Source organism: Mucilaginibacter myungsuensis (genome assembly GCF_015222005.1).
Classification (GTDB): domain Bacteria; phylum Bacteroidota; class Bacteroidia; order Sphingobacteriales; family Sphingobacteriaceae; genus Mucilaginibacter; species Mucilaginibacter myungsuensis.
In genome coordinates this window covers 12,051-38,239 of the sequence record NZ_JADFFL010000011.1, presented here as the reverse complement: position 1 = coordinate 38,239, position 26,189 = coordinate 12,051, and the positions used below count along the sequence as shown (strand labels likewise).

Sequence of the window (26,189 nt, the reverse complement as noted above, 5' to 3'; positions counted from 1 at the left end):
AAAACCTACTTAAGATCAGTGTCTTTTAGGCGCCCCTTTCTTTTTGAACTTTGCGGTCAGGTCATCAGAAAACGAACGGCCCGGCGTGTCATCGGCACCACCAGCCCCGCTATCCCTCCAAGTTTTGCCCAGGCGCTCATGTACCATGCTTCGCAAAAGCTTTCCGTCCTATCGGGTTTAGGTTGAGCAGTTAGTGTTAATGAAAGTCATGAAGAATATTTATACCCGAGGCCAGCTTAACCTACACCGACAGGATCACGGGCGCGCGCAATTGGGAAATTAAAGCTGGCTACAAAACAAGTTCGGACATACCTTACGTAGATCAGCTGGCGCAATTTATTGATAGTAGCAGTTTGTACTATTTCCAATTGGGTAACCGAAATTTACGGTCTAACTATCAGCACAACTTCGAGCTATCGGCCAGCTGGCAGCAGGAGAACACCTACCCGGCCTCGATCAGGTTAGCCATCAACGCGGTGTCCATAGAGAATTACATATCCGACAGCAACTATTACGATAACCGCGGCGTGAACATCAATACCCCCGTAAACGTAAGCGGCTACCGCGATCACGCTGCCGATATGCGTTTTACCAAAGCCTTTGTTATCAATAAAAAACAGATCACTTACGCGCTCAATAGCAGGATAAGTTCGCGAAGTGTGCCGTTGTTTGCAAATAACCTGCCGGTCACGTCCGAGCAAAAATCGTTAACAGCCAACTCTGAACTGGGTTATACTTACAGTACTTATTTAGGTATTTACCTGCTATCTACGCTGGATATCCGGCAGTCGAAATTTGGTAGCGACGCGCGGACGAATCAGAATATGACCATCAGCAACGGCCTGGAGTTTGTTGCCGACCTACCCAAAGGCATCCGCCTAAACAGTTCGGCACGGATGACGCATAACCGCGCCACCAACCTGCCCGGCACCGACCTTGTGATCTGGAACGCCCAAATGAGTTACCGCATGGGCAAAAAGCAGAACTACGAAGTGAAGTTTACCGCTAACGATATCCTGAACAAAACGCAAGGCATCTATACCTCATCAAACGCCAACACGCTGGTTGTGAGGCGTACTAATGCTTTGCAACAGTATTTTTTGGTCGGGTTGGCTTACTATCCAAGATTTTTTGGAGGGAATAATTGATAGGAATAGTAAATCCCTCCTTGGGGAGGGGTGCGGTCGCCAAGTGTTCTGGCAGGGAGGGGTTGGCCATTTGCAAAGCGGTTAAACCCCTCCCTGCCACCGCTCATTCCCGGCACGCCCCTCCCCAAGGAGGGATCTGCCAAGCGACGTAATTCTCAGATCTGACATGCAGGCCCTACAAATGCGTATTACTCCTGAACAACTTAATAGCGATAGCCAATAAGATCACTCCGAAAGCTTTACGCAGGATGCCGATGCCATTCTCGCCGAATAGCTTTTCCAGGTATTTTACGTTCTTTAACACCAGGTAAACGAACATCGTATTCAGGATGATGCCTACGATGATGTTTTGCGTGGCGTATTGGGATTTAAGGGATAACAACGTGGTCATGGTACCGGCACCAGCGATCAGCGGGAATGCCAATGGCACGATGGAGGCTGTGTTGGATACTTCCTCCTTAAAAAAGCGGATACCCAGTATCATCTCCATGGCGATGATGAAGATCACCAGCGAACCTGCTATAGCGAATGAGGGAATATCCAGACCGATGATATTCAGCAATTGCTCGCCGACGAAGAGGAACATGATCATTAACACCAAAACGGCTACCGATGCTTTTTCGGACTCGATATGCCCTACCCTTCTGCGCAGGTCGACGATAATGGGGACAGTGCCCAGGATATCGATAATGGCGAACAGAATCATGGTGACGGACAGGATCTGCTTAGGGTCGAAAGTGAACATAGGCGGTGTTATTTATCTTTTTTAGCTTTAGCCAGAAGCCTAAAGCTAAGCAAAAGTGCAATAAAAATATAAACACCCGATAAAAAGAACGGCGAATGAATTGATATGGCAATGACCGCACTGGCCGTGATCGGTCCTAAAGTCTGACCAATTGAAGCATAGGATTGGTTGACGCCCATTACCTCTCCCTGCCGGGCGGCATCATTATGATCAGCAATAATGGCATTAAGCATAGGGTTGCGTAAGCCGTTGAAGAGTGAGTAAACACACATGCAAGCCGCGAACATCAGGAACACTGATGTAAAGCCCGATAACACCATCGAGCCGCAACAAAGCGCCGTTGATATCAGCAAGATCAAGGATTTGGACGGTATCAGCTTAGTTATCAATGGCACAGCCAGTTGCGCCAGTATACCGCAAACTCCAAATGCGGCAAAGAATAGGCCGATCTGAATATTGTTAAGTTCCAACACGTCCACGCTGAATGTTTGGAAACCCGTGATCATGGTGAACTGCGCCATCGCCAATAAAAAACCAATAAAGATAGTGGTGCCGATCACATTACGTTTCAAAGTACTGATCAACGACATAAAAGTGAATTTGTACTTGGTCTTTTTTTCCCCGCGCTTATCCGGCGGATGGGTTTCCTTGAGGAAAAATATCGTACACAGTGTGCCGATCAGCGATATCCCCGCCGCAAAGAAGAACGGCACTTGCTCGCCCAGTTCACTCAGCAAGCCACCAGCCGCAGGGCCCAATACAAATCCCGCCCCGAAAGCCGAGCTAAGGATACCGAACTTTTTAGCACGGTCTTTAGATGTGCTTGTGTCCGACACCATGGCCTGCGCAACCGATACATTGCCGCCCGTCAAACCATCCAGTATCCGCGCGGCGAAAAGCACAAATATACTCCCCGCCCAGGCGAACATCAGGAAAGATATCAATGTACCGATTAGACTAAAGACCAATAAGGGCTTCCGCCCAAATTTATCAGACATGGCTCCCATCACCGGGGTAGCAAAAAATTGGGCGATAGAGAACGCCGCCGTTAGCAAACCAATGGTCTGCTCGTTAACGCCAAACTTTTTGCCGTACGAGTAAAGCAGCGGCATAATGATACCGAACCCTAACGAGTTGATCACGCATATCAATACCAGTATCCACAGGTTCTTATCGGCTTTCATTAATGTTTGGTGTCGGGCAGTAGTATAATTGGTCGGGCTGCAAAAGGTTTGCAGGGTTGGCGTAAATATAGCGTTTAGAGTAAGGTTGTAAGTATGCAAAAAGTGATGGTCACGGGGATTTTACTTTGGGTAGGGGTTCAGACAAATTCCCCAAAACAAACAACGCCCCGAAGATAACCTTCGGGGCGTTGCGATATTGTCGATATCCTTAGCGGATACTATTCAACATATTTAGGGTTGATCGGGTCGTTAGGTTTTTCAACCTTACCGTGGCGTACATGCGAGTGTTTAACCGAGTAGCCAAAGTAAATGATGAAACCGATAGCTAACCAGCCGAACAAGCGTGCCCAGTTCTCCCAACCTTCGCTGGCGATCATACACAAGCAGATCAGTGCGCCCAACGGACAAACGATCATGTAAGCAGGTGTACGGAACGGACGTTCTAACTCAGGATCGGTCTTACGCAGGATCATGATACCCAGACATACCAGTACGAAAGCGAACAGGGTACCGATAGACACCATGTCACCAACTACAGAATCAGGGATAAAGCCGGCGAAGATAGATACGAAACCGAAGAACAACCACTGAGATTTGTACGGCGTACGGAACTTAGGGTGCAATTCAGAGAACACTTTAGGGATCAAACCGTCGTTACTCATGGTATAGAATACACGGGTCTGGCCCATCAACATCACCAGGATAACTGATGAGAAACCAGCAAGGATAGCTACGGTAACCAATTTACCTAACCAGCCGTAACCGGTCATAAAGGTTTTGATAGCGTAAGTTACAGATGCTTCTTTACCGTTGATCAAAAAGTCGGTATAAGGCGCTAAACCAGTTAATACGTGCGAGAACAAGATGTACAAGATAGTACAGAAAGCCAAAGATATCAGGATACCTTTAGGCATATCACGCTGAGGGTTTTTAGCTTCCTGAGCAGCGGTAGACACCGCGTCGAAACCGATGAATGCAAAGAACACTACGGACGCGCCGCGCAATACACCCAGCCATCCGTGGTTGAACATGCTTGAGTAGTCAACGATACCGGTACTGGTGTGTACTGGTGGTTTATCAGCAGGTATCATGTATGGCGTGTGGTTAGCCGGGTTAATGAACTGCCAGCCTAAGCCTATGATCATTAACACGATAGCCACTTTAACAATAACGATGATATTGTTTACAACAGCCGACTCTGCAGTACCTTTGATCAGCAATAGTGTTAGCAAGAACACAATAGCAATGGCCGGTAGATTTACGATACCGTGTATACCAACCTGATCGGCATACATGCCGGTGGTGCTAATGGCTTTCTCGAACGGCGAGTGGCACCACTGAAAGGGTATATGGACGTTGAAGAACGTATCCAAAAACTCGTTAAAATACTGTGCCCAGCCAATTGATACCGTTGCCGCACCTAAAGCGTACTCCAACACTAAGTCCCAGCCTATGATCCAGGCAATGAACTCGCCCATGGTGGCGTAAGAGTAAGTGTAGGCCGAACCGGCGATAGGGATCATACTGGCAAACTCGGCGTAGCATAAACCTGCCAACGCGCAACCTGCAGCAGCGATCAGAAACGAAATAGTAACAGCCGGACCAGCGTGATGACCAGCGGCGGCAGCCGTACGCACAAAAATACCTGCACCAATAATGGCACCGATACCCAGGGCGATCAGGGAGGTAACACCCAGGGTCCTTTTTAAGCTATGCTCCGTCTCGGCCGATGCCGCCATAAGCTGCTTAATAGGTTTTTTAATAAATAACTTCATTTGTTTAGTTAAGTTGTAAAGTTTTGTTCATTCGTCCCAAACATACTTATTTTTTGCTACATGGTAAAAACCCGATCGTAACAAATGGACGCAAAAACAAAATTTTGTTGTGATCTGTTTAAAATTTCTTAACTTAATTAAATAGTTTTTAAATAATTGCAAAATTAATGCGCTAATTACTGCCGGCTATCAGCGGTTTTGCACCTTGACCAAGTTTGATCACTGCGCCACCCAATTCGCCTTCCTTCCCCATACCCTGTATGTTGATGGTATAGTCCTTAGGTAGATCGGATGTGTAGAACCATATTTTGGCTTTGCCATTAACATTGGTGTACAGTTGGGGTTCCCAATGGATGGTGGAGCGGTAATCGGGAATTGGCGTAGCGGTGTTAGCAATATATTTTGGACTATAAAACTGCTTGGGTTGCATTACCGGTAAAGGCCGATAGGTGGTTGTGCCATTCTTAGATTTAACGTATACTCCGCCAGACCGGGTATTAATAAATACCATGCCGAAATAATAGGACAAAAGCTTGAGTTTGTTGTACTTTGCCGGAACAAATTCGGGGCTCCAGACCACTTCAAGGGTTTTCAGCCCGGGGACGATAACGTTACTTAGATTCTCTTTAAATTGTTCAACAGAATACGGGTCCGGACCACGAAAATCGCGTTCAAGACCGTCTATAACTAAAAAATCTATAAAATGCTCGCTGTATTCTCTTACACCGCCTATCATCCTGTAACCATCCATCCTTATCGTAGCCGCTCCTTTATGATTTGCCCAGTCCTGCCTGATCCTGAATCCCGGTATCTTTTGTTTTAATAATTGATAAAGGGTCTGCGTGGTCGACTCCTTGATCTCGGCTTCATCAAAACCCAGGTCGGTACGGCCGTTCAATTCTCCGCCCGGTATTATCCGCGCTTTGCTGATGGTTACGTTTTTCAACATCGTACCCTCACCTACCGGGTCTGCTAAAATAGCAGCCTTTTGCGCTACGCGTTTAATGTAGTCCAGTTGTGAAGTATCGCTGTTAACGAACCAGGGCATGATAGGGGTGCGATACATCTCGGGCACATTGGGGATATTGATCTTATCGACCGTGATATCCCCGAAAGCTATCATTTTGCCCTTTTTATTATTGCCCTGTAAAAAGAATGAACCGGAATCGGTTTGCGGCAGGTTCTTGAACAAATACCGGCCATCCTTATCCGTAAAAGCGATAGCCGTAAATTGCGGCTTTTGAGAAGATATCAGAACCGACACATCTGGTACCGGTTTGTTCATCACGTTAACCACAGTACCCGTTACCGAAAGGTCTTTCTCTACTACAAACTTAGGCTTAGTGGCAGGTGCGAAAACGTCCTTCCAATCATACGCCGTCCACCCCTGGGTCAGCATTAAATTGTCCAGTGCCTGCCAAGCTTTGGCATCCTTGCGGTGGAGGTAATAGCCGGGTGTTTCGATATCCCCTTTTAACCCCGACTTTAACAACAATTGCGTGGCGATACCGAAGTTGCCCATCGTATCAGGTTTTACCTGGGTGTTATCTGTAACTGATAACGAGAAGCTCCCTTGTACGGGGATGCCTGTCGCGTCTTTTACCTCGATATCCAAACTCACGCTATCGCGCTTTTGATAACTTGTTTTGTTGGGTGTTACACGAATGTCCAATCGGTCTTTATGGTCAACAAACACCATACGCTCGGCTATCGGAATAATTCCTTTAAATAAAGTAAACCTTGCGATACCTGATGGGAAGGTCATTTTGCTGATGGCGAGGTCACTGCTTTTATTCCCGATCTTTTCGGTGTAATAGATCCGTCCGTTCATCATGCCTTGCAAATGATAGCTGCTATCCGCGCTGATGTTGACGCTTGCTTTTACGTTGACTTTAATGTCACCATCTTGCTCGGGGTTATCTATATGCAGCACTGTTCCCGTGGCGTTAACTGCTGGCAAACTGTATGTTTTGTTATTGGACCTTCCGCCGCTGATCTTGGCCACGTAACTCTGCCCGGCTTCGGGGGTGAATTTAAAGGACCCCATACCATTATAAAAACTGTTGATCTCTGCCACCTTGTTGCCTTTACTATCCTGAATGGTGGCTTTTACATCGATCCCCTTGCCATCCTCACCTATGGCTTTAAAGCCAATTACCGACGGGCTACCCGCGACCAGTTTACCGCCTTCGGGTAAAAATTGAAGGTCTATCTTGGCATCGCGGTTAATGCTGAGCGGGATACGGATGACTTTATTAGGGAAAGCTTTCTCCAGACTGGTGATCTGGATGTTCAGATCGCGGCCGTCTACTTTGTTCTTTAATAGTTTACTAAAGTTAAGGCTGCCGTCTATGCCCGTCCGCATCTCTTCTTTGAACAGGTAATAGCGGCCTTCGTAGATCTTTACTTCTACATTACTGAGCGATACGGGTTTCCGGTCACCCAAATGCAGCCTGACGTTCACATCCAGCCTGTCCTTCTCGCCCACGTGTTCGATCGCCGCTGTCGACTTAACCAACCAAGTAGCTTGCGTAGGCATACCCAAATAGAAGCGGTGGGTAAAAAAGTAGTCGCTGCCAAAGTTGTTCATCCAATTGGTATAGGCCCGTAAAGTGTAGCCGCCCTCTTTAAATACTTTTCTCGGCAAGGGTATCTGGGCCATGCCCAAACCTTCTTTGATGGGGATGCTGATGCGGCGCATTACGTCGGCGCTGTCATCATACATCTCTACATAAAGTAAGGCACTGTGTTTGGATGCACGGTTGCCCGCATCGGTAACATAGGCTTTGAACCAGAGTGTGTCGCCGATGTTGTAGTAGGCTTTATCGGTGTGCAGGTAAACTTTCTCGATAGGCAAACGCTTGCGCATAGTATCCAAACGCGACTGAACGTATTTGATAGAGTCGGTCGTTCTGTCTTGGAATACCAAACTAATACTTGCCGCTCTGCAAAATACAGGTATAAGCACAAGCATTAACAGTGTGATAAGGCGTAGCGGTATAGGTGTTGGTTTTGGCATGCGGGTTTTAGGTTTGTTGGTTTTATAAATATAGCGATAATTTATTTGTTCGGCATCTTGATCACTGCGCTACCCAATTCGCCTTCGGCCGACAGGCCTTGAATGTTGACACCATAATTTTGAGGAAGATCTGAAGTGTAAAACGACACCTTGGCACGACCATTAAAATTTGTGCGTAGGTTGGGTTCCCAAAATATCGTGGAGCGGTAGTCGGGTATAGCATCATTGTTTTTTGATGTGTACTTCGGGCTATAGAACTGTTGTCCGTACATTACCGGCATAGGGCGAAAGATGGCCACGCTATATTTAATATTGTCGGGGCGTCGCCCCAACTCAATTTGCACTTTTGTAGTGATATCTATCCGGGCAATATTGTAGGTCGGCGGTCTCCGTAAATGCAAGGTAGTAGAGTTGGTGTATTTTTTACTGTAGCTAACTTCTATCCCTGCAAGATCCTGTATGGTCATATTCATTAGCATGTATTTACTAACTGATATCGCGACACCATTCAACGCCAGATCACCTTGGGCAACGTAATGCTGACCCAATTTAAGCACGTTCATTCTGGGATATTGATAAGGGATAGGATTCTCGGGCACAAATATCGATACCACCGTCTCATATATTCCCGGCAGCTTTTGCTTCAAAAATTGCCAAATATTGGTAGTGCCCGACTCACGCAGATCAGCCTCGTCGTAAGCAAGATCTGAGCGGCCTTCGCCGAACGGGTTCCTTGAGCCCTTGATAAACTTCTTTGCGCCGATGTTTACATTCCGCAGCAAAGTACCTTCAGCCTCTACGTCGTCGTCAAATGCAGGCGTATAGCTCAGCTTGGCTTGTCTTAAAGAAAGTTCATCGCTGTTTACGTACCAGGGGACAAGTACATTCGCTTTGGTGTTGGGCACCACCAGGGGCCAATTGTTGTTCACTAATACCCTTCCTTCCCTAAGTTCTTTATTATTATTGCGCCGGGCCTGTATAAAATAAGAAGTGGTATCGTTTGGCACCAAACCTTTAAAAATGAATTTGCCGGTAGAATCGGCCATTGTTTTAGCGATCAGCGGTGGTATTTTAGATGATATAAAGACCGGGACATTGGGTATCGGTTTATAATATTGATCTGCTATAGTGCCTTCTATCTCGTACGGACCTTCGGCACGATACCGCGTTGGGAAGCCTCTTAACGCGGCCCTGATCCCGTACGCCGACCAGCCCTGCGTAAGCATTAAATTATCTAAGGCCCGCCTGGTTTTAACGTTGTTATTAGCAAAGTATTGACCTGGAGTTTCGATATCGCCTTTTAATTGCGACTTAAGCAATAGCGAGGTAGCAATGTTATTGTTGCCCAAAGTATCAGCCCTTACCTGGCCAAGGTCGGTCACCGCTAAAGAAAGATCCGCTTGCGCCGGTACCCCCGCCTGGTCGGTCACCGCTATTTCTAAGTTGACCAATTCGCGTTTACCGTAGGCGATCTTATCGCTGGTCACCCGGATATTCAGCCGGTCCTGATGGTCTATAAATACCAGCCGCTCGTTCAGGGGGATATTGCCCCTCATTAGTGTGATAGCCGTAACCCCCGTTGGAAATTCCCGCTTGCTTATGGCGAAAGACCTGTTTACCGCTGGAATTTGCCGGGTAAAATAGAGCCTTCCACGCGCTGTGCCAAGAACTGTATAAGATGGGGCCAGCCCGTTATTTTCAATGCCGCGAACACTCACTTTTAAGCTATCAGTATCGGTCACGTTATCGATCTGCAGCAATGTACCGGCAGGCATAGCCGCTGGGATCTGATATTCTTTGGCAACTATTCCCGGCGTGGAGAGTCTGGCTACGTAGCGCTCGCCCGGTAACGGTGTAAAGGACACTTCGCCAATGCCTCTGTATAAACTGGCGATGTCTGTAACCTTAATATTCTTACTATCGTAAATGGCACCGTTCACTTGTATCCCCTTGCCGGCATCTGTTATGGCTTTAAAACCAAGTACCGATGTTTGCCCCGCTACCAAATTGCCGCCTTCGGGCATAAATTGCAGATCTATCTGTTTAACGCTATCAACAAATACAGGGATCTGTACCAGCTTACTTTTATTACGCGTCAGCACCTGCAACATCAGGTTCTTGCGGTCCGTAACCTTTTTTAGGTCTTTGGTCACTCTTAGGCTGCCGTTGATACCGGTGCGGATATCGTCCTCCAAGATCAACTTATTACCGCTGTATAATTTCACCTTAACATCGCGCAGGGTAACAGCAGACCTGTCGGGGTTGTTCAATTTCACGTCCACATCCAGGCGGTCGCTCCCGTCTACTTTAGTTAACGCAGCTTTAGCATTCACCAACCAAGCCTTTTGGGGCGACGAACCCAGATAGAACCGCTGATCAAAGAACTGATCATCACCAAAGTTCCGCATCCAATTGGTATAGGCTCTGAGTGTGTAGGCGCCATCGTGAAAAACCTTGGGGTTTAGGGAGATGTTTCCATCGCACGTACCAAACTTTATCGGCAAGCTCACACGTCTTACCACATCGGTACTGTCATCTATCAATTCAACATAGAGCAGGCCGCTTTGCTTAGTTGGGCTGTTATCGGCATTGGTAACATAAGCTTTAAACCAAAGCGTATCGCTCAAATTGTAGTGTGACTTATCGATGTGCAGGTAAACTTTCTCTATAGGGACACGCTTGCGCATCGTATCCAGCCGCGATCGTATCAGTTTGAGTGAATCAGTAACCGTCTGACCTTGCTGAACAATAGCTACTTCGGCCCGACCGGATATCCCAGCAAAAACCATCGTAATAACCAAAAATATCAAACGGTATATCAAAGATCTGAGTTCAGGTTTTGGCATAAGGGTCGATAAATGGTTTGTGTTGTGCTATAAATATACCGCTATCATTTAACTACGGCGTTCTTAATTCGGGTTTAACCTCGGGGAATTTTAAGACCGCACTGCCTAACTCCCCTTCGGGGGTCATCCCTTGTATGTCGATGGTGTAATTGTTTGGCAGGTCGGATGTGTAAAATGTAACGCGGGCTTTGCCGTTAAAGTCGGTATAGATCTGCGGTTCCCAATGGATCGTTGAGCGGTAGTCGGGCTCTGATACCGAGCCCTTAGCCGTATATTTGGGGCGATAGAATTCTTTTGGATGCATTACCGGCAATGGGCGATAGACCGCCCTGCCCGGAGAATTCTTTCTGTACCAGCCTACACCGTTATTCGTGGTGATCTCTATTTTGGCATACTGATAATCGCGATAGCCCGGTTTGGCTAAACCGCCACCTACCTGCACCGAACGGTTAGTAAACTTGGTGCTGTAAATGACCTCGATGCCTTTGATCACTGCTGCCGGTACAGACTTTAACAATTCTGAGTCAGATTCTCCGGCCTGTGTGCTTAGCACGTTTCCGTCGATATTAAGATCAAACCCGGGGGGGATAATGGCTGTTGGGGGCGCTCCGTTGATGTAAAAATTGCCCCATCTTAACAAAGGTATGCGTCTACCTGACTGATCGATGAACCGGTAGCCATAACAGATCAACCCCGGCATTTTTTGCCGTAGTAATTGCCACAAATTCATCACGGCCGACTCTTTGACATCCTGTTCATCAAAGGACATATCAGACATGCCCGGCCCATAAGGGTTTTGGGAATTTTTGATCGCCTTGGCCGTTCTGATATTTACGTTACGTAGCATAGTACCTTCGCCATCCATGTCGGTAAAATTGGCCTTTTGCGATAAGCGTTTTACCAGGTTCAACTGGGTGGTATCACTGTTAACGAACCAGGGCATGATCGGGTTCCGGTACATTACGGGCACAGATGGCAGCTCTACCCTGTTTACATTGACAGCCCCAAAACTCATATTCTTTCCACTCTTGGTATTCCCCTGCAAAAAGAAAGCTGCCGAATCTGTCTGCGGTAAGTTCTTGAACGAATAACGGCCAGCCGTATCGGTGAACGCTGTAGCGGTATATTGCGGCTTTTGCGATGATAATATGACCAGTGCATCGGCAACAGGCTTATTAAGCACGTTAACTAATGTACCGGTAATAGAAAGGTCTTTTTCCATCGCAAATTTTGGTTGGGTGGTAGGGGTAAAAACATCGGCCCAATTGTAATTGGTCCAGCCTTGGGTGAGCAGCAGGTTGTTCAATGCTTGCCATGCTTTAGGGTCTTTGCGGTCTACGTAATAACCGGGTGTTTCGATATTACCTTTCAATTCAGACCGTAGTAACAAATTGGTAGTGATATTAAAATTGCCCATCGTATCGGGCTTAACTTGTGTATTGTCCGTTACCGCTAACGAGAAACTACCTTGCACCGGGATACCGCCACTATCCTTTACTTCGATATCCAGGCTAACGCTATCACGCTTTTGATAGGTAGTTTTATTAGGCGTAATACGGATGTCCAGGCGATCTTTATGGTCGATATAGATCAGCCGCTCTGCCACGGGCGGCATCCCGTTGAACAATGTTAAACGGGTGATCCCCGTCGGGAAGGTCATTTTATCAATGCTGATCTCTTTGTTGTTCAGATCAACTTTCTCGGCATAGCAGATCCTCCCGGCCGACAGACCGGTCAGGTAGTATTCGCCGATCGTATTGTTTGAACCTTTGATATTAACTTTAATGGCATCGGGGCCTTCGGGCGCATCCACATGCATCGCCATACCTATAAGATTTACTGCAGGCAAATTGTAGGTTTTATTATTAGATCTGCCACCGATCAGTTTGACCATGTAGGTCTGCCCTCCTTCGGGTGTAATGGTGAAAGAACCCATACCTTTATAAAAGCTGACGATATCGGCAACTTTTGTGCCTTTACTGTCAATTATCGAGGCTTTGATGTCGATGCTATTCCCGTCCTCTCCTAACGCTTTAAACCCTACTACCGATGGTATGCCGGCTACCAGTTTGCCGCCTTCGGGCATAAACTGCAGGTCTATCTTAGCATCGCGGTTGATCACAAGCGGGATCTTGATCACTTTATTAGGGAAGGCTTTATCCCTGCTGCTTATCTGGATGCTGAGGTTGCGACCATCTACCTTATCTTTTAATAATTTACTAAATACCAGGCTACCATCTATTCCCGTACGCAAATTTTCTTTAAATAAATAATAGCGGCCTTCATAGATCTTCACTTCCACATCGCTGAGGGATACGGGTTTGCGGTCGCCCAAATTGAGTTTGATATCTACATCTAACCTATCCTTGTCACCTACGTGTTCTAACGCCGCCGCCGACTTTACCAGCCAGGTAGCCCGGGCGGGTACGCCCAAATACAAACGCTGGGTAAAGAAAAAGCCGTCACCAAAGTTCTGCTGCCAGTTGGTGTAAGCCCTTAACGTGTAGCCACCCTCGTGAAAGATCTTGCGCGGCAAAGGTATCTGCCCCATGCCCAAACCCTCTTTGATCGGGATACTGATCTGCCTGACGGTCTCGGTACTGTCATCATTCAGTTCTATGTAAAGCAGGCCGCTGTACTTTGACGCGTGTTTGGCTCCGTCAGTAACGTAAGCTTTTAGCCACAACGTATCGCCGATATTGTAATAAGGCTTATCGGTATGCAGGTAAACCTTCTCGATCGGCAGGCGCTTGCGCTGATCATCGAACTTGGATCGTATCTGTTTAAGTGAGTCGGTAACAGTTTGATATCGCGGAGCAGCAATAGCTTGCCCGGCGTCGAAAAGCGACATTTTCAACACTATCAAACAAAAACATATCAGTTTAAATATATCCGCTAAATAACTTAATTTCAATTCAGTAAAATTTAAAACATCATTTAACAACAGTTTTTACCGCCTCCTGCAATTTTAAAACCGCGCTACCCAATTCACCGTCCGGCGTATTGCCTTGTATATTGATGGTGTAATTAGCCGGCAGGTCCGACGTACAGAACGACACCGTAGCTATGCCGTTAAAATCGGTATAAACATCGGGCGCCCAGTAAATGGTTGAACGGTAGTCGGGCAGGCCTACGATCGGCTCGCCCGCTTTGTACCGGGGGCTGTAGAACTGCTGCGGATACATCAGCGGCAACGGGCGGTATTTAGCGGTGCCGGTAGTATTATTCCGGAACCAGCCGGCATCGCTTTTAGAGATAAGGGCTATCCCCGGAGACTTTAATTCTTCGATCCAAGGATAGATCTCGGCCCCGCTGAAAGTAGCCATTTTAAAATTTTTCAATTCATCTATCAACTCATCTACCGAGGTTGGATCGGTAATGATCATCGGCAAAAAATTGGGTCCGTCTACAACAAAACCGAACCTTGTCGGGGTCCGTCCGTCAATAACGCTTTTGGCCAGGCCATCCCTTCCACGAATGACCTTAAATCCCGGTTGTTTTTGCTTTGCAAATTGGTAAAGGTCTGTTACGGTCGACTCCTGTATGTCTCTTTCATCAAACGCAGCTGTTGGTTTTATAGAGCCCATGTTGTACCATGAGCCTTTTATAGGTTTTACATTATTAACGGTCACATTTCTTAACAGTGTCCCCGCGGTGATCACATCATCCGTATTGTCTGCATTGGCCCGTTGCGCTATCCGGGCTACATAATTTAGCTGCTCATCGTTGCTATTAACGTACCGGGGCGTCACAACATCATTCTGGGTATCGGGCACATCGGGCGCCCTAAATTTATTTACGATCAACCCGCCAAACTTAATGTGCTTTCCATTTTTGTTGTTGGCCTGCAAAAAGAACGAACCCGAATCTATCGCCGGCAAACCACTAAAGGTGAATTTTCCGTCGGCATCGGCCATGGTGGTGGTCACAAAAGTTGGCTTTTGCGATGATATCATCACCGGGGCGTTAGGCATGGGTTTGTTCCAAGCATCAACCACCTTACCAGTGATCTTCAGATCCTTTTCCAAAACAAATTTTGGTGTAGATGGCGCGCCAAAAACGTCTTTCCAGTCATACCCGACCCAGCCTTGGGTGAGCATCAGGTTATCCAAGGCTTGTAAGCTTGCCTGGTCCTTCCTCTTAAAATAATAGCCGGGTTCTTCTATTGTCCCTTTTAATCCTGCCTTTAATAATAAACTTGCCGCGATATTGAAATTACCACCCACATCGGCCTTTACCTGCGAATCGTCGGTAACAGACACTGAAAAGTTCCCTTTAAGCGGCATGCCGATCCGATCTTTAACGCTGATCTCCAACGCGACGCTATCCCGCCTCCCGTAAATACTTTTATGGGGTTTTACATTTATGAATGCCCTATCCCAATGATCAATGAACACCACACGATCATTCAGCGGCCTGCTCCCTTTTAATAATGTAAACCTGACCACTCCCGTCGCTAAGAGTGTTTTAGGCAATACAAAGCTACTTTCATTACCATCAATAGCTTGGGCATACTGCACTTTACCGGCACTGCTACCAATAAGGTAACAAGTACCATCGGCAGTAAAATTTTTTATGCCTTGCAAATTGATGCTAATATTGGCAGTATCGCTAACCGCGTCTACCTGCATCACTGTTCCAACTTGTTGCACAGCGGGAAGGTTAAAGGTTTTGGTGCTGATATTTTGCTTGTTGATAGTTGCAGTATAACGCTCCCCTGCCACCGGCGCGAACATAAAATTGCCCATACCTTTGTATCCGCTGGCAAATGTTGCCACCTTTTGGCCCCTACTATCCAATATATCCCCGCTGATATTCACCCCGTGGCCGTCCTCGCCTATAGCTTTAAAGCCTACTTTGGATATTAGGCCGGCTACCAAATTACCACCCTCGGGCAAAAATTGCAGGTCTATTTTGCGCTCGCGGGCAACGTTAAGGGGGATCTGGATACGCTTATTCTTATCCTTTTTGTCCAAACTGGTTACCTGTACGCGCAGATAGCTGATATCCACACTGTCACGCAATTTTTTCCTCAACTTAATACTGCCATCTACGCCGGTACGCATCACCTCTTTAAGCAGATAAAACCTACCCTCATACAGCTTAACCTCCACATCTTTCAGCGCTAAAGGTTTGCGGTCGCTATCGCTTAGTTTCAGTTCCACATTCAACTGTTCACGGCCATCTATCTTATTTATGTTGGCCACCGACTTAACTAACCAAGCCGAAGCAGCGGGCACGGCCAAATAAAAACGCCGGCTAAAAAAGTAGCTATCGCCCAAGTTTTGCTGCCAATTGGTGTATGCACGCAGTGTGTATGCTCCCTCGTGAAATATTACCCGGGTAAGTGGTATCTGCCCGCGTACCGCACCCTCCTTTATAGGTAAACTGATACGCCTTACGGCTTCGGTACTATCATCGTTCAACTCTACATAAAGAAGGCCACTTAGTTTTGATGGCCTGCCATTAGCATCTGTCACATAGCCTTTGAACCAAAGCGTATCGCCTAAACTATAATTGGGCTTATTGGTATGCAGATAGACTTTCTCTACCGGCAAATGCTTGCGCATGGTGTCTAAACCCGCCTTTATTTTTTGAAGGGTATCGTTTAAAGTCTGAGTTTGGTAGTTCCCTGCGGCCTTGACCGAAGACCCTAATGACGCGAAAGTGGTCATTACGACCACCACGAGGTGTGTTAACGAGATTGATCGGGGCATTTGATAAACATGCTTAGGTTATATAATTGGTTTTGAAGATGCTAAATATATTAATTATGTACGGTTAATGTAATTAACATCAACCCAATTATGTAACGTTCCTCTCCTTTTAATTACAACTGTTTTAATAAGTCGGGCAATTTCAATACCGCGCCACCTATGTAGCCATCGCCGCTGGTACCTTGTATGTTAATGGTATAATTAGTTGGCAGATCCGACGTAAAAAATGACACCCGTGCTTTTCCATTCACATCAGTGATCAGGTTAGGCTCCCAGTATAAGGTAGACCGATAATCAGGCTCGCCTTTGATCGGAGCATTCAATTTATACCTTGGGCTGTAAAATTCCCGTGGTACAAATCGGGGCAGCGGACGATAGTAAGCCACGTTAGGCTGGCGCTCTCTGAACCAGCCAACGCCGCCCTTGGAAGTCAGTTCGATAGATGCAAAATAATAATTACGGTTTTGAGTGACGTAATCGGTGCTGTACGCTATCTCCATACCTTTTAACATCGGTATCTGTATCTCCATCATTGCCTGTAGCACGGCTTCCTTGGTAACTTCCGGCAGCCATAAGATCAATTGACTGCCATCCATACGTAAGTCCTTAGCAGACGACGTGCCTATCCTTTTGTCAGGCACCGGCACATCGCCCGATATGGCAAACGATGTGGGATGAAAGGTTGCCGGGCTGCCCCCGTTTATAAGATAGTGATTGTATTTAAGCACCGGCACCCCATGATATTGATCCAACATGATCACACCCACGATCTGCAGGCTTGGCATTTTTTGCTTTAATAATTGCCACAGCGATGTAGCCTCTGACTCAAGGATGTCTGCCTCGTCAAAAGCCAGATCAGCCCCGCGATATGGATTCAAAGAACCTTTTATTACTTTAGCTTTTTTTATCTCCACATTCCTTAGCATCGTCCCAACTCCCTTTATGTTAGACATATCAGCCTTTTGCGCCAAACGCCTTACCAGGTTCAGCTGTGCCGTATCCGAGTTTACGTACCAGGGCATTACCGTATTGCGATGCGATTCGGGCACTTTTGGGAATATCACCTTATCCACCACCACTTCACCAAAGGTCAACTCTTTACCTTTGGCATTTTGCGCCTGTATAAAGAAAGCGCCCGAATCTAAGCGCGGAACTTTGGTTTCCCTGAAACGGCCTTCGGCATCGGTAAAGGTGGTTGCTGCAAAATTACTTTTGGTAGATGATATCAGTACCGAACTATTGGGCACGGGCTTACCGGTTAAACCAAGCACCTGGCCCGCTACGGCGAATTCTTTCTCGGCGGCGTACTTTGGCTTTTTCTCAGGTTTAAAGGCATCGCCCCAATCGTAGCTATTCCAGCCCTGGGTCAGCAAAAGGTTATCTAAAGCCTGCCAGGCATTTTTGTCGGTGCGATTAATATAGTAACCCGGCTGCTCTACAAAGCCTTTCAATTCTGAACCCAGCAGCAAACTTGTCCCGATGTTGTTATTGCCCACGGTATCGGGCCTCACCATAGAGTTATCGGTAACCGCTAACGAGAAATTGCCTTTTAACGGCATACCTGTCGGATCTTTCACCACAATATCCAGCGCCACGCTATCGCGTTTATTATAGCGCTTTTTGTTAGATGCTATGCTAAAGCTTAAACGCTCGCGGTGATCAACAAAAACCATCCTATCGTTCAATGGCTGGCGGCCTTTCATCAGCGTGAACCTGGCCACCCCAGTAGGGAACAATTGTTTGGATACCTTTAAAACGCTGTTCTGCTCATCGATGGTTTGCGAGTAACGTACCTTGCCCCCTGATGTAGCTATCAGGTAAAATGGTTCGGTCCCTTGTACACCGGTCAACCCGGCTATATTGACCTCAATGGCACCGCTCTGCTCGGGATTGCTGATATGCAGTACAGTCCCCACAGCTTTTACAGCCGGCAGTTTAAATTCCTTTTCGGCAACCAGCGGTTTGGTAACGCGGGCGGTGTAAACCTCATTTGCAAGGGATGTCAGCTCAAAAGTCCCCATACCATTGTACAGGCTGCTGATGGATGTAACTTTGGTGCCCTTACTGTCAAAAATATCGGCACTCAGATCCATCCCCCTGCCGTCCTCGCTCAAAGCCTTAAAACCCACGGTCGACTTTAAGCCTGCTACCAACTGCCCGCCTTCGGGTAAAAACTGCAGGTCGGTCTTGCCTGCTCGTTTAATAGTAAGCGGCACTTGCAGGCGTTTGCCTTTATCGGCTTCGTTAAGGCTGGTCAACTGCACGCGCAGGTTGCCGCCGTCTACCTTGTCCTTTAAAATATGGTTCAGTTTAAGGCTGCCATCAACCCCGGTACGTAATTTTTCTCTATGCAGGTAGTATTTGCCTTCGTATATCTTCACCTCCAGGTCTTTTAGCGCAATGGGGCGCTTATCGCCATAGGTCAGTCTGATATCCACTTCAAGTTGGTTCTTGTCTTCAACTTTTTTAATACCTGCTTCTGACTTTACCAGCCAGGCTGTCCGCACAGGCATGCCTATATAAAAACGTTGGCGAAAGAACTTGTCATCGCCAAAATTTTGCATCCAATTTGTATAAGCCCTAAGGGTGTGCCCGCCCTCCTGAAATATCTTAGGCGAGAGTTTCATCTCGCCCCAGGCAACGCCATCTTTTACGGGGATAGCCATACGCCTAACAGCCTCGGTACTATCATCATCCATTTCCACGTAAAGCAGGCCGCTTTGTTTAGACGGGCGGTTCTCGCCATCCTTTATGTAAGCCTTGAACCATAGCGTATCGCCAAGGTTATAGTAGGCTTTATCGGTATGCACATATACTTTCTCCATCGGTAACTTCTTTTGCAGGTCATCAATGGCCGTTGCCACCGGCGACATGGTGCCGGGATCGGGCTTGATCTGTTCGGCATCGTTATTAGTAGTCACCGGAGCCGACGGCCCGGGTGAGGGCGAACCATCAATAACAGGCTTTGCTGCCGGCGGGGCTTCCCCAACTGCAACCGGCGGGTTCTTATCGCCGGCACCCATCTTTTTCACCATGCTACCCAACTCGCCGTTAGGGGTCATCCCCTGAAAGTTGATGGTATAATCCTTAGGCAGATCTGAAGTAAAGAACGATAGTTTTGCTTTGCCATTAACGTCGGTAACCACATTAGGGTCCCAGTGTACGGTAGCGCGATAATCGGGTATGCCTGCATCTTTTGCATCCACCTTATAACGTGGACTATAAAATCGCTGCGCCTGCATTACCGGCAACGGGCGGTAAGTTACATTGGCTGGGGCATCACCGCGCTGCCAGCCTGTGCCACCTTTGGTGGTGATCACAATAACCGCTATGTCTACAGCGGCGTTGGTAAGTACATTAGCCCTTGCCTCCAAATAACCGGGGCGTGTAGTACTGGCTCCGGCATAGAATGGACCGCCGTAACGCCATGCATCAGTTGGTTCATCCCAGGGTAAAGAACCGATCACCTTTTGCTCCGACTCCAATATTTCGGTGCCTTTATAGGGGCCAACATTTCCGTTAAAGGCATACTTGGCCATAAACTGCCTGCTGTACAGCACCTCCATACCCGCAAAGGTGGCTATCTGGTACATACTTAATTCAGCGATCAGGTCGTCGACAGTAGGCGGGCTGGCCAATTGTAGCGGCAGGCCACCACCGTCGATATCTATTACTACTAAAAAGTTGTTCAGCTTTAAGGTTGGCATGTTGTGATATTCCACCACCTTCAATCCCGGTAATTTTTGGCGCATCAACTCCCACAGGTTAAGTACAGATGATGCTTTGATATCGGCTTCGTCAAAAGAAAGATCTGACCGGCCAGGCCCTGCCCTGTTGGCTGAGTTTTTGATGACCTTACCATTTTTGATGTTCACCTCCCTAAGCATAGTACCCAGCCCCTGCACATTGGCATCTTTTTGCTGACCTACGCGCTTTACGTAATTTAACTGAACAGTATCGCTATTCACATTCCACGGCAATACCGGATCCCTAAAAGTTTCGGGGACAGGTAGCGGTACAAACTTCTCGACGGTGATACCACCGAAAGACCTTGCCTTACCATTTTTACCATTGGCCTGCAAAAAGAACGAACCCGAATCTGTCAGCGGCAATTTGTTAAACACATAGCGCCCGTTTGCATCTGTTTGCGTGGTCTTTAAAAAGTTTGGCTTTTGCGATGACAGCATCACCTCGCTATTGGGCACCGGCTTATTACTCAGGTTGACCACTTTACCGGCGATCACAAAGTCCTTTTCGGCTTTGTATTTAGGCGCTTGCTGAGCGAAGATATCTTTCCAATCATAGCCTGTCCATCCCTGGGTGAGCAGCAGGTTATCTAAAGCCACCCTGTTTTTGCGGTCCAGATAATAGCCCGGATCCTCGATATGGCCTTTCAAACCTGCGCTCAGCAACAGTCGGGTGGCAATACCATTATTCAGGATACTATCCGGCCTAACCTGGGTATTATCGGTAACAGCCAGCGAGAAGTTGCCTTGCACCGGCACGCCTGTTTTATCGGTAACGGTCACCTCCAGGGCAACGCTGTCGCGTTTAGCGTAAGCCGTCTTATTGGTGGCTATTTTGATATTGAGCTGATCTTTATTTTCGATGTATACCGCTCGCTCGTTCAGCACGGTCTTGCCTTTCAGCAAGCTAAAGCGGGTGATCCCTGCAGGCAGGTCTTGTTTCTTTACCATCACAGCCGCGCCATTCAACTCGGCCTTGCCCGAATAAATTATCCTGCCACCTGACGATGTCCCGATAAGGTTATACCCACTATCAGCAGGTAAAGCAGGGTTTGCGGCCACTCCCGCGCTTGCCGCAATGCTGATCTTTACCATATCGGTACTCTCCTCGTTATCGATATGTAATACCGTACCGGCCGCGTTCACCTTGGGTAATTTATAAGTTTGTGCGATACCGGCGGGCTGCATAATCTTGGCCATATAGGTCTCCCCTGCTACCGGGGTAATGTCAAAACGGCCCATGCCCTTGTTCAGGGTGGTAAAGTCGGCTACCTTGTTACCCTTGCTATCGGTGACCTGACCGATCACAGGCGTGCTCTTCCCGTCCTCGCCAATGGCTTTAAACGCCACTACCGACTTTAACCCCGCCACCAGATGGCCACCTTCGGGCAGGAATTGCAGGTCGGTCTTTTGGCTGCGGTTAATGCGGAGCGGTACTTGCACGGTCTTTTCTTTATCATCAGCTTCAAGGCTTTTGATCTGTACGCGTAAAATGCGGCCGTCCAGCTTATCTTTTAGGGCCTTGCCAAGTTTCAGGCTGCCGTCCACGCCGGTCTGCATTTCTTCCCGGTACAAGTAACGGTCGCCTTCGTATATCTTCACCTCTACCTTTTTCATGGCCAAAGGTGATAGCTTGTTATTGGCGCGGTTAAGTTTTAGTTCCACGTCTAACCTGTCCTTATCGCCCTCGCGCTTGATACCCGCGCTCGACTTCACCAGCCAGGCATCTGTAGCCGGTACGCCCAGATAAAAGCGCTGGCTGTAGATCAGGTCCTGACCAAAGTTTTGCATCCAGTTGGTGTAGGCGCGCAGCGTGTAACCGCCTTCCCTGAAAATGTTCGTCAGCAATGGGATCTGTCCGGTGGCCATGCCATCCTTTACTCTTAAACTTACGCGGCGAACGGCTTCGGTACTATCATTATCCAGTTCTACATAAAGCATACCGCTCTGTTTTGACGGACGACCTTCAGCATCAGTAAGGTAGCCTTTGAACCACAGCGTGTCGCCGATATTATAGTATGGCCTATCTGTATGCAGGTACACTTTTTCTATCGGTAATTTTTGGCGCATGGTATCCAGGGCGGTAGCGATCATTACCGGGGCACCCGCCGCGGCCTTAGCCATCGGGGTTGAGGTTGACGACGCTATCCCCGCACCACCACTTACTTTATAGCGTAACACCTGCCTGCCCAACTGTCCGTCGGCATCAATGCCCTCTACGATCACTTTATAATCGCCCGGGCCATCGGCATTAAAGAAAGCTATGGTGGCTTTACCGTCGGTGCCGGTTTTAAGATATGGGTTCCAGTAAACAGTGGTACGCAGATCGGGCATTACACTGGCTTCGCCAGGGCGGCCATATTTAGGCTGATAGAACTCCCTTGCACGGTTAAAACCTTTAGGCGATATATTAGCGATATTGGGTGTATACGCCTGTTGCCTGGTAGACACCGCCTTAGTGACGATCATGATGGCCGGGCCGCCCAATCTGCTTATCTGGGCCTGACTGGTGCGTACCACGTCTATCCGGGCAACATCGGTTGGAACTATCCCGCCGTCCAACTCTTCATATATCTCATCATCATTAGTGATACGACGGCCGTTAACGATCAGGTTAAGTTTAACACCCCTCAGATCTTGTAACACTAATGTACCGTTGGGGGCGGTCTGTATCCTTGTACCGGCCGGCATCCTCATCCTGAAAGCATCAAGCAAGGTACCTGCCCGCTCGGGCGATTCCAGCTTCATAGAAAAATCGGCGGTACCTTCGGGTATGGTGAACATACCCTGAGGGGCCAACGCTTCGGGTTTGGACTTTGTGGCACCTATGCGGACTTCGCGCAAGCGCTGCACCTTGTCAAACATACCTGCCTTTTCATACACCTCATCCTGCTTTTTGCTGATGGCGATGTATTCCTTCATCGTGGTGTTGATGTCGGTATTTACATCGGCCAGGTTGGGATTCTTGTTCAGGGTAAGCTTCGGCAGGGTATCCAGTTGGATGATCACCTTATCGGTATTCTTTTGGTCGCGCGCCTGGATCGCAAATTTGATGCTATCAGTGAGGAATATCCCGTCGAACTTAAATTTACCTTCAGCATCCGTTGTATCGGCTAAGCTAACATTGGCCACTCGCGACATCATCCTTACCAGCGCACCTTCCAATGGCTTTTTACCCAGCGTCAGCACACGGCCAGTCACTTTAAATCCAAGACCTTCCGCCTCGAATTTTGGTTTAGCCGCTTCGGTTGCTGCCATATTGGTCATGATATCTTTCCAAACAAAACGGCGATATCCCTGGGTCAGCATCAGGTTATCCAGCTCGGCGTTGGTGACATCATCATCGTTCAAAAAATAGTAGTTGGGTTTCTCTACATAACCCTTAATGTCTGCTGTAAGCAATGTATTGGCCCATATAGAGTTCTCTGACCGTTCATCCGAAGGCAGTTTACTTTCGTCGATCACTGATACCGAGAAGTTACCCGCCACCGGTTTTTTTGTGCCGTTCAACGCGTCGATATTCAGGAAAATGGCTTCGCGGCTTTTGTATTCGGCTTTGTTGCTTTTAACACTTAGCTGTAATTGGTCGTTACTTTTAATGAAAGCCACACGCTCGTTCAACGGGTCGCCGTTGGCATTAAAAATGGTGAACTGGGCTATACCCGAAGGGAAATCTTTTTTAGCCATCCAGATAGACGTAGCCTGGCTTTGCACAGTGATCGGCGAAGCGAATACCGTTTCACCGCCCGTCTGCGCGATCACATTGATCGTTTGCGACACCATACCGGCCGACGCGCCTATTCTCACCAGTAAACTATCCTTACGGGTCTGAATAACGCTAAGCACATAGCCCTGATCGGCAGCTTTAGGCAAAGCGATGGTTTGGTTAGAGCCATCCTCGAAAACCAGTTTAGCACTGTAGATCTTACCAGTTTGCGGCCTTAATACAAAGCTGCCCATCCCCGCAAAACCGCTGTTGATGACGGCGACTTCCTTACCTTCGTTATCTGTAACCTTGCCGGTCACTTTTACACCAAGCCCCTCAACACCTAAGGCTTTAAAGCCAACACGAGAGGTGATACCGTTGACCAGTTGCCCTCCCTCAGGAAAGAATTGTACATCAGTTTTTGATAACGACGCTTTAACAGGAAAATCTCTAATAATGGTTCTTTTATCGGCGTTTTGCAGATAGGCGCGGATATATGTACCGGCAAGTTCGGTGTTCTTATCAGTATCGATAGTCAACAGCAACTCACCTTTGGCGTTGGTTTTGCCTTCGCGGCGCCAGGCGGCTTTTTTGTTGACAAAGTAGCGGTATAGGATATCGGTGTTAGCCAGCGGGCTGCCTTTATCGTCGGTGAAAGTAAGTGTGCCTTGTAATTCGGTTTTGTTGTTATTGGTTACGTATTGGTAGCTTGACCGGGTGATCACATTATTACTAATAATAGAGCCGACTGTGAATGTTTTATGAAAAAAGTACTCCTCGCCGGCGTTGCGCATCCATTGGGTGTAGGCACGCAGGCGATAGTTGCCTTCAGTAAAACCGTCGCCCAACTCCAGGTCGCCCATAACCATGCCTGCGCTGACCGGAAGTTTTAGTGAGCGGATGATCGAGTCGCGGTCGTTCACCAGATCCACGTGCACGGCACCACTTACGGCCGATAGTTGGTGGCGACTTCCCGTCATTACATAACCTTTGAACCAGATGGTATCGCCAAGCGCATAGTAAGGTTTATCCATGTGGATGTACACCTTTTCTTGCGGGTTGATGGTACTCCATTTTTGCAGGGCGGCGATAAGTTTGTCGATAGGGTCGTCCGCTTTCTTTATAGTGAAAGCGAACGACAGCATCAGAACGGCCAGCATTAAAGCATGACCGAACAGTTTAGTGAATTTAGGTTGAAAGCCCGACATAGGTAGATGGTTTTTAATTGGCTTTAGGGTAAGACAATGTTAGAGATAAAGAATTATAAATTCATAATTTTTTATGACATTTTTTAATATAAATTATTGTAAATAAGACAGTTATTAATAAAATTATCAATTGTCAGCCCTACATTTGTTAACATTATTACAATGTTAGCATAGTATTATTATAAAGTACACAATAGCGGTGCACTATCCTTATAGTTTTGGTTTTAATTGTTTTTTAGACAGTTAGTGGCGCAAATTTCAAAAAGGGCACGTTAGCGACGATATTTTTTATGCGTCGAGAGATGCCGCCGACACCCATACTGACAGATTGGTCAGGAATTTTAACGAAGAGCTAACGATGGGAGGTCTTTAAGCCTGTAGATGAACAAGAAGATGGCCGAAGTTGCCCCACAACCGAAGAAATGCCATAAGAAATGTGTACCGAAACTTACCCAGGCCCACTGATCTGCCACGCGGAAAAACAGGGCTGTAGCAAAGGCAAGCAGAGCAGTTAAAACCAAGCCGACACCGCGCCACTGCATGCGCGATAATAACAGGAACAGCGGCAGTACGATCATCAGCCCCATTACCCCATAATTTAAGCTGATAGACAATTGCAAATTCTGCACCGGCATAAACGTGCGTATGCCGAACACCGTAGCAATGAAAGCCGCAAAGGCCAGCACACCGTAATACCATTTGCCCAATACCTTATACCAAAAGTACCCGCTGGCCAGCAGGCACAGCGCGGCAATAGGCAGCCAATCCATATAGATAAAGAAGGCCCAGCGGCGCAAACCGTGGTAGACCGTACTGCCAATGCAGGCCGTCAGCAAAAAGTAGGTGGCTATGCTGAGGAAGATATAACGCTTATCAAACCCCTTTAACCTGATGAGCCAGTACAAAGCCGGGATCAAAAACAAAGCCGAGGTAACCATATTCAGCGGCTCGGGAAAGAAATGATCAACGTTGGTCTCGGTGTAGATGAGGCCACCGTCGGCGGGGAGGTGGTGGGGTGGCATGGGGGGTATTAGTTTGAATAGATGAAAACTTGGCGATCAATGATTATCCCTAAAACCCTTAACCTTTACAACA

General features: G+C 47.5%; 10 protein-coding genes. 1 reads left to right on the top strand and 9 read right to left on the bottom strand.

Going from position 1 to position 26,189, the window contains the following annotated elements; genetic code table 11:
* The first annotated feature begins 215 nt into the window (after positions 1 to 215).
* Positions 216 to 1,148: an outer membrane beta-barrel protein gene (locus tag IRJ16_RS20705; protein ID WP_194113692.1), complete on the top strand. Its 933-nt coding sequence runs from the start codon at positions 216 to 218 to the stop codon at positions 1,146 to 1,148.
* A 175-nt stretch (positions 1,149 to 1,323) separates the two neighbouring features.
* On the opposite strand, the gene IRJ16_RS20700 is transcribed toward IRJ16_RS20705, so the two are convergent.
* The 9 genes from IRJ16_RS20700 to IRJ16_RS20660 form a co-directional block, all read right to left on the bottom strand.
* Positions 1,324 to 1,893 carry a MarC family protein gene (locus IRJ16_RS20700; protein ID WP_194113566.1) on the bottom strand — a complete coding sequence of 190 codons (570 nt, stop codon included), beginning with the start codon at positions 1,891 to 1,893 and terminating at the stop codon, positions 1,324 to 1,326.
* 8 nt (positions 1,894 to 1,901) lie between these two features.
* The gene (locus tag IRJ16_RS20695) at positions 1,902 to 3,176 is read right to left on the bottom strand and encodes an MFS transporter (protein WP_228080379.1); all 1,275 of its coding nucleotides are present in this window, start codon (positions 3,174 to 3,176) and stop codon (positions 1,902 to 1,904) included.
* A 119-nt stretch (positions 3,177 to 3,295) separates the two neighbouring features.
* The gene (locus tag IRJ16_RS20690; protein WP_194113564.1) at positions 3,296 to 4,852 is read right to left on the bottom strand and encodes an amino acid permease; all 1,557 of its coding nucleotides are present in this window, start codon (positions 4,850 to 4,852) and stop codon (positions 3,296 to 3,298) included.
* Between the two features lie 172 nt (positions 4,853 to 5,024).
* The gene (locus tag IRJ16_RS20685; protein WP_194113563.1) at positions 5,025 to 7,871 is read right to left on the bottom strand and encodes a carboxypeptidase-like regulatory domain-containing protein; all 2,847 of its coding nucleotides are present in this window, start codon (positions 7,869 to 7,871) and stop codon (positions 5,025 to 5,027) included.
* A 41-nt stretch (positions 7,872 to 7,912) separates the two neighbouring features.
* A complete protein-coding gene (locus IRJ16_RS20680) occupies positions 7,913 to 10,717 on the bottom strand; it encodes a hypothetical protein (RefSeq protein ID WP_194113562.1) in 2,805 nt (934 codons plus the stop codon).
* 52 nt (positions 10,718 to 10,769) lie between these two features.
* Complete coding sequence (locus tag IRJ16_RS20675) at positions 10,770 to 13,568, bottom strand: carboxypeptidase-like regulatory domain-containing protein (RefSeq protein ID WP_194113561.1); 2,799 nt, start codon at positions 13,566 to 13,568, stop codon at positions 10,770 to 10,772.
* Between the two features lie 82 nt (positions 13,569 to 13,650).
* Positions 13,651 to 16,434: a carboxypeptidase-like regulatory domain-containing protein gene (locus IRJ16_RS20670; RefSeq protein WP_194113560.1), complete on the bottom strand. Its 2,784-nt coding sequence runs from the start codon at positions 16,432 to 16,434 to the stop codon at positions 13,651 to 13,653.
* A gap of 113 nt (positions 16,435 to 16,547) precedes the next feature.
* Positions 16,548 to 25,094, bottom strand: coding sequence for a carboxypeptidase-like regulatory domain-containing protein (locus IRJ16_RS20665; RefSeq protein ID WP_194113559.1), 8,547 nt, complete (start codon positions 25,092 to 25,094; stop codon positions 16,548 to 16,550).
* Positions 25,095 to 25,435: 341 nt separating this feature from the next.
* A complete protein-coding gene (locus IRJ16_RS20660; protein WP_194113558.1) occupies positions 25,436 to 26,116 on the bottom strand; it encodes a hypothetical protein in 681 nt (226 codons plus the stop codon).
* Positions 26,117 to 26,189: the final 73 nt, after the last annotated feature.

Excerpts from the sequence above, each read along its gene's own strand:
- IRJ16_RS20660 (WP_194113558.1), bottom strand. The coding sequence starts at position 26,116 with ATGCCACCCCACCACCTCCCCGCCGACGGTGGCCTCATCTACACCGAG.
- IRJ16_RS20670 (WP_194113560.1), bottom strand. The coding sequence starts at position 16,434 with ATGCCCCGATCAATCTCGTTAACACACCTCGTGGTGGTCGTAATGACC.
- IRJ16_RS20675 (WP_194113561.1), bottom strand. The coding sequence starts at position 13,568 with ATGTCGCTTTTCGACGCCGGGCAAGCTATTGCTGCTCCGCGATATCAA.
- IRJ16_RS20690 (WP_194113564.1), bottom strand. The coding sequence starts at position 4,852 with ATGAAGTTATTTATTAAAAAACCTATTAAGCAGCTTATGGCGGCATCG.
- IRJ16_RS20665 (WP_194113559.1), bottom strand. The coding sequence starts at position 25,094 with ATGTCGGGCTTTCAACCTAAATTCACTAAACTGTTCGGTCATGCTTTA.
- IRJ16_RS20685 (WP_194113563.1), bottom strand. The coding sequence starts at position 7,871 with ATGCCAAAACCAACACCTATACCGCTACGCCTTATCACACTGTTAATG.
- IRJ16_RS20680 (WP_194113562.1), bottom strand. The coding sequence starts at position 10,717 with ATGCCAAAACCTGAACTCAGATCTTTGATATACCGTTTGATATTTTTG.
- IRJ16_RS20700 (WP_194113566.1), bottom strand. The coding sequence starts at position 1,893 with ATGTTCACTTTCGACCCTAAGCAGATCCTGTCCGTCACCATGATTCTG.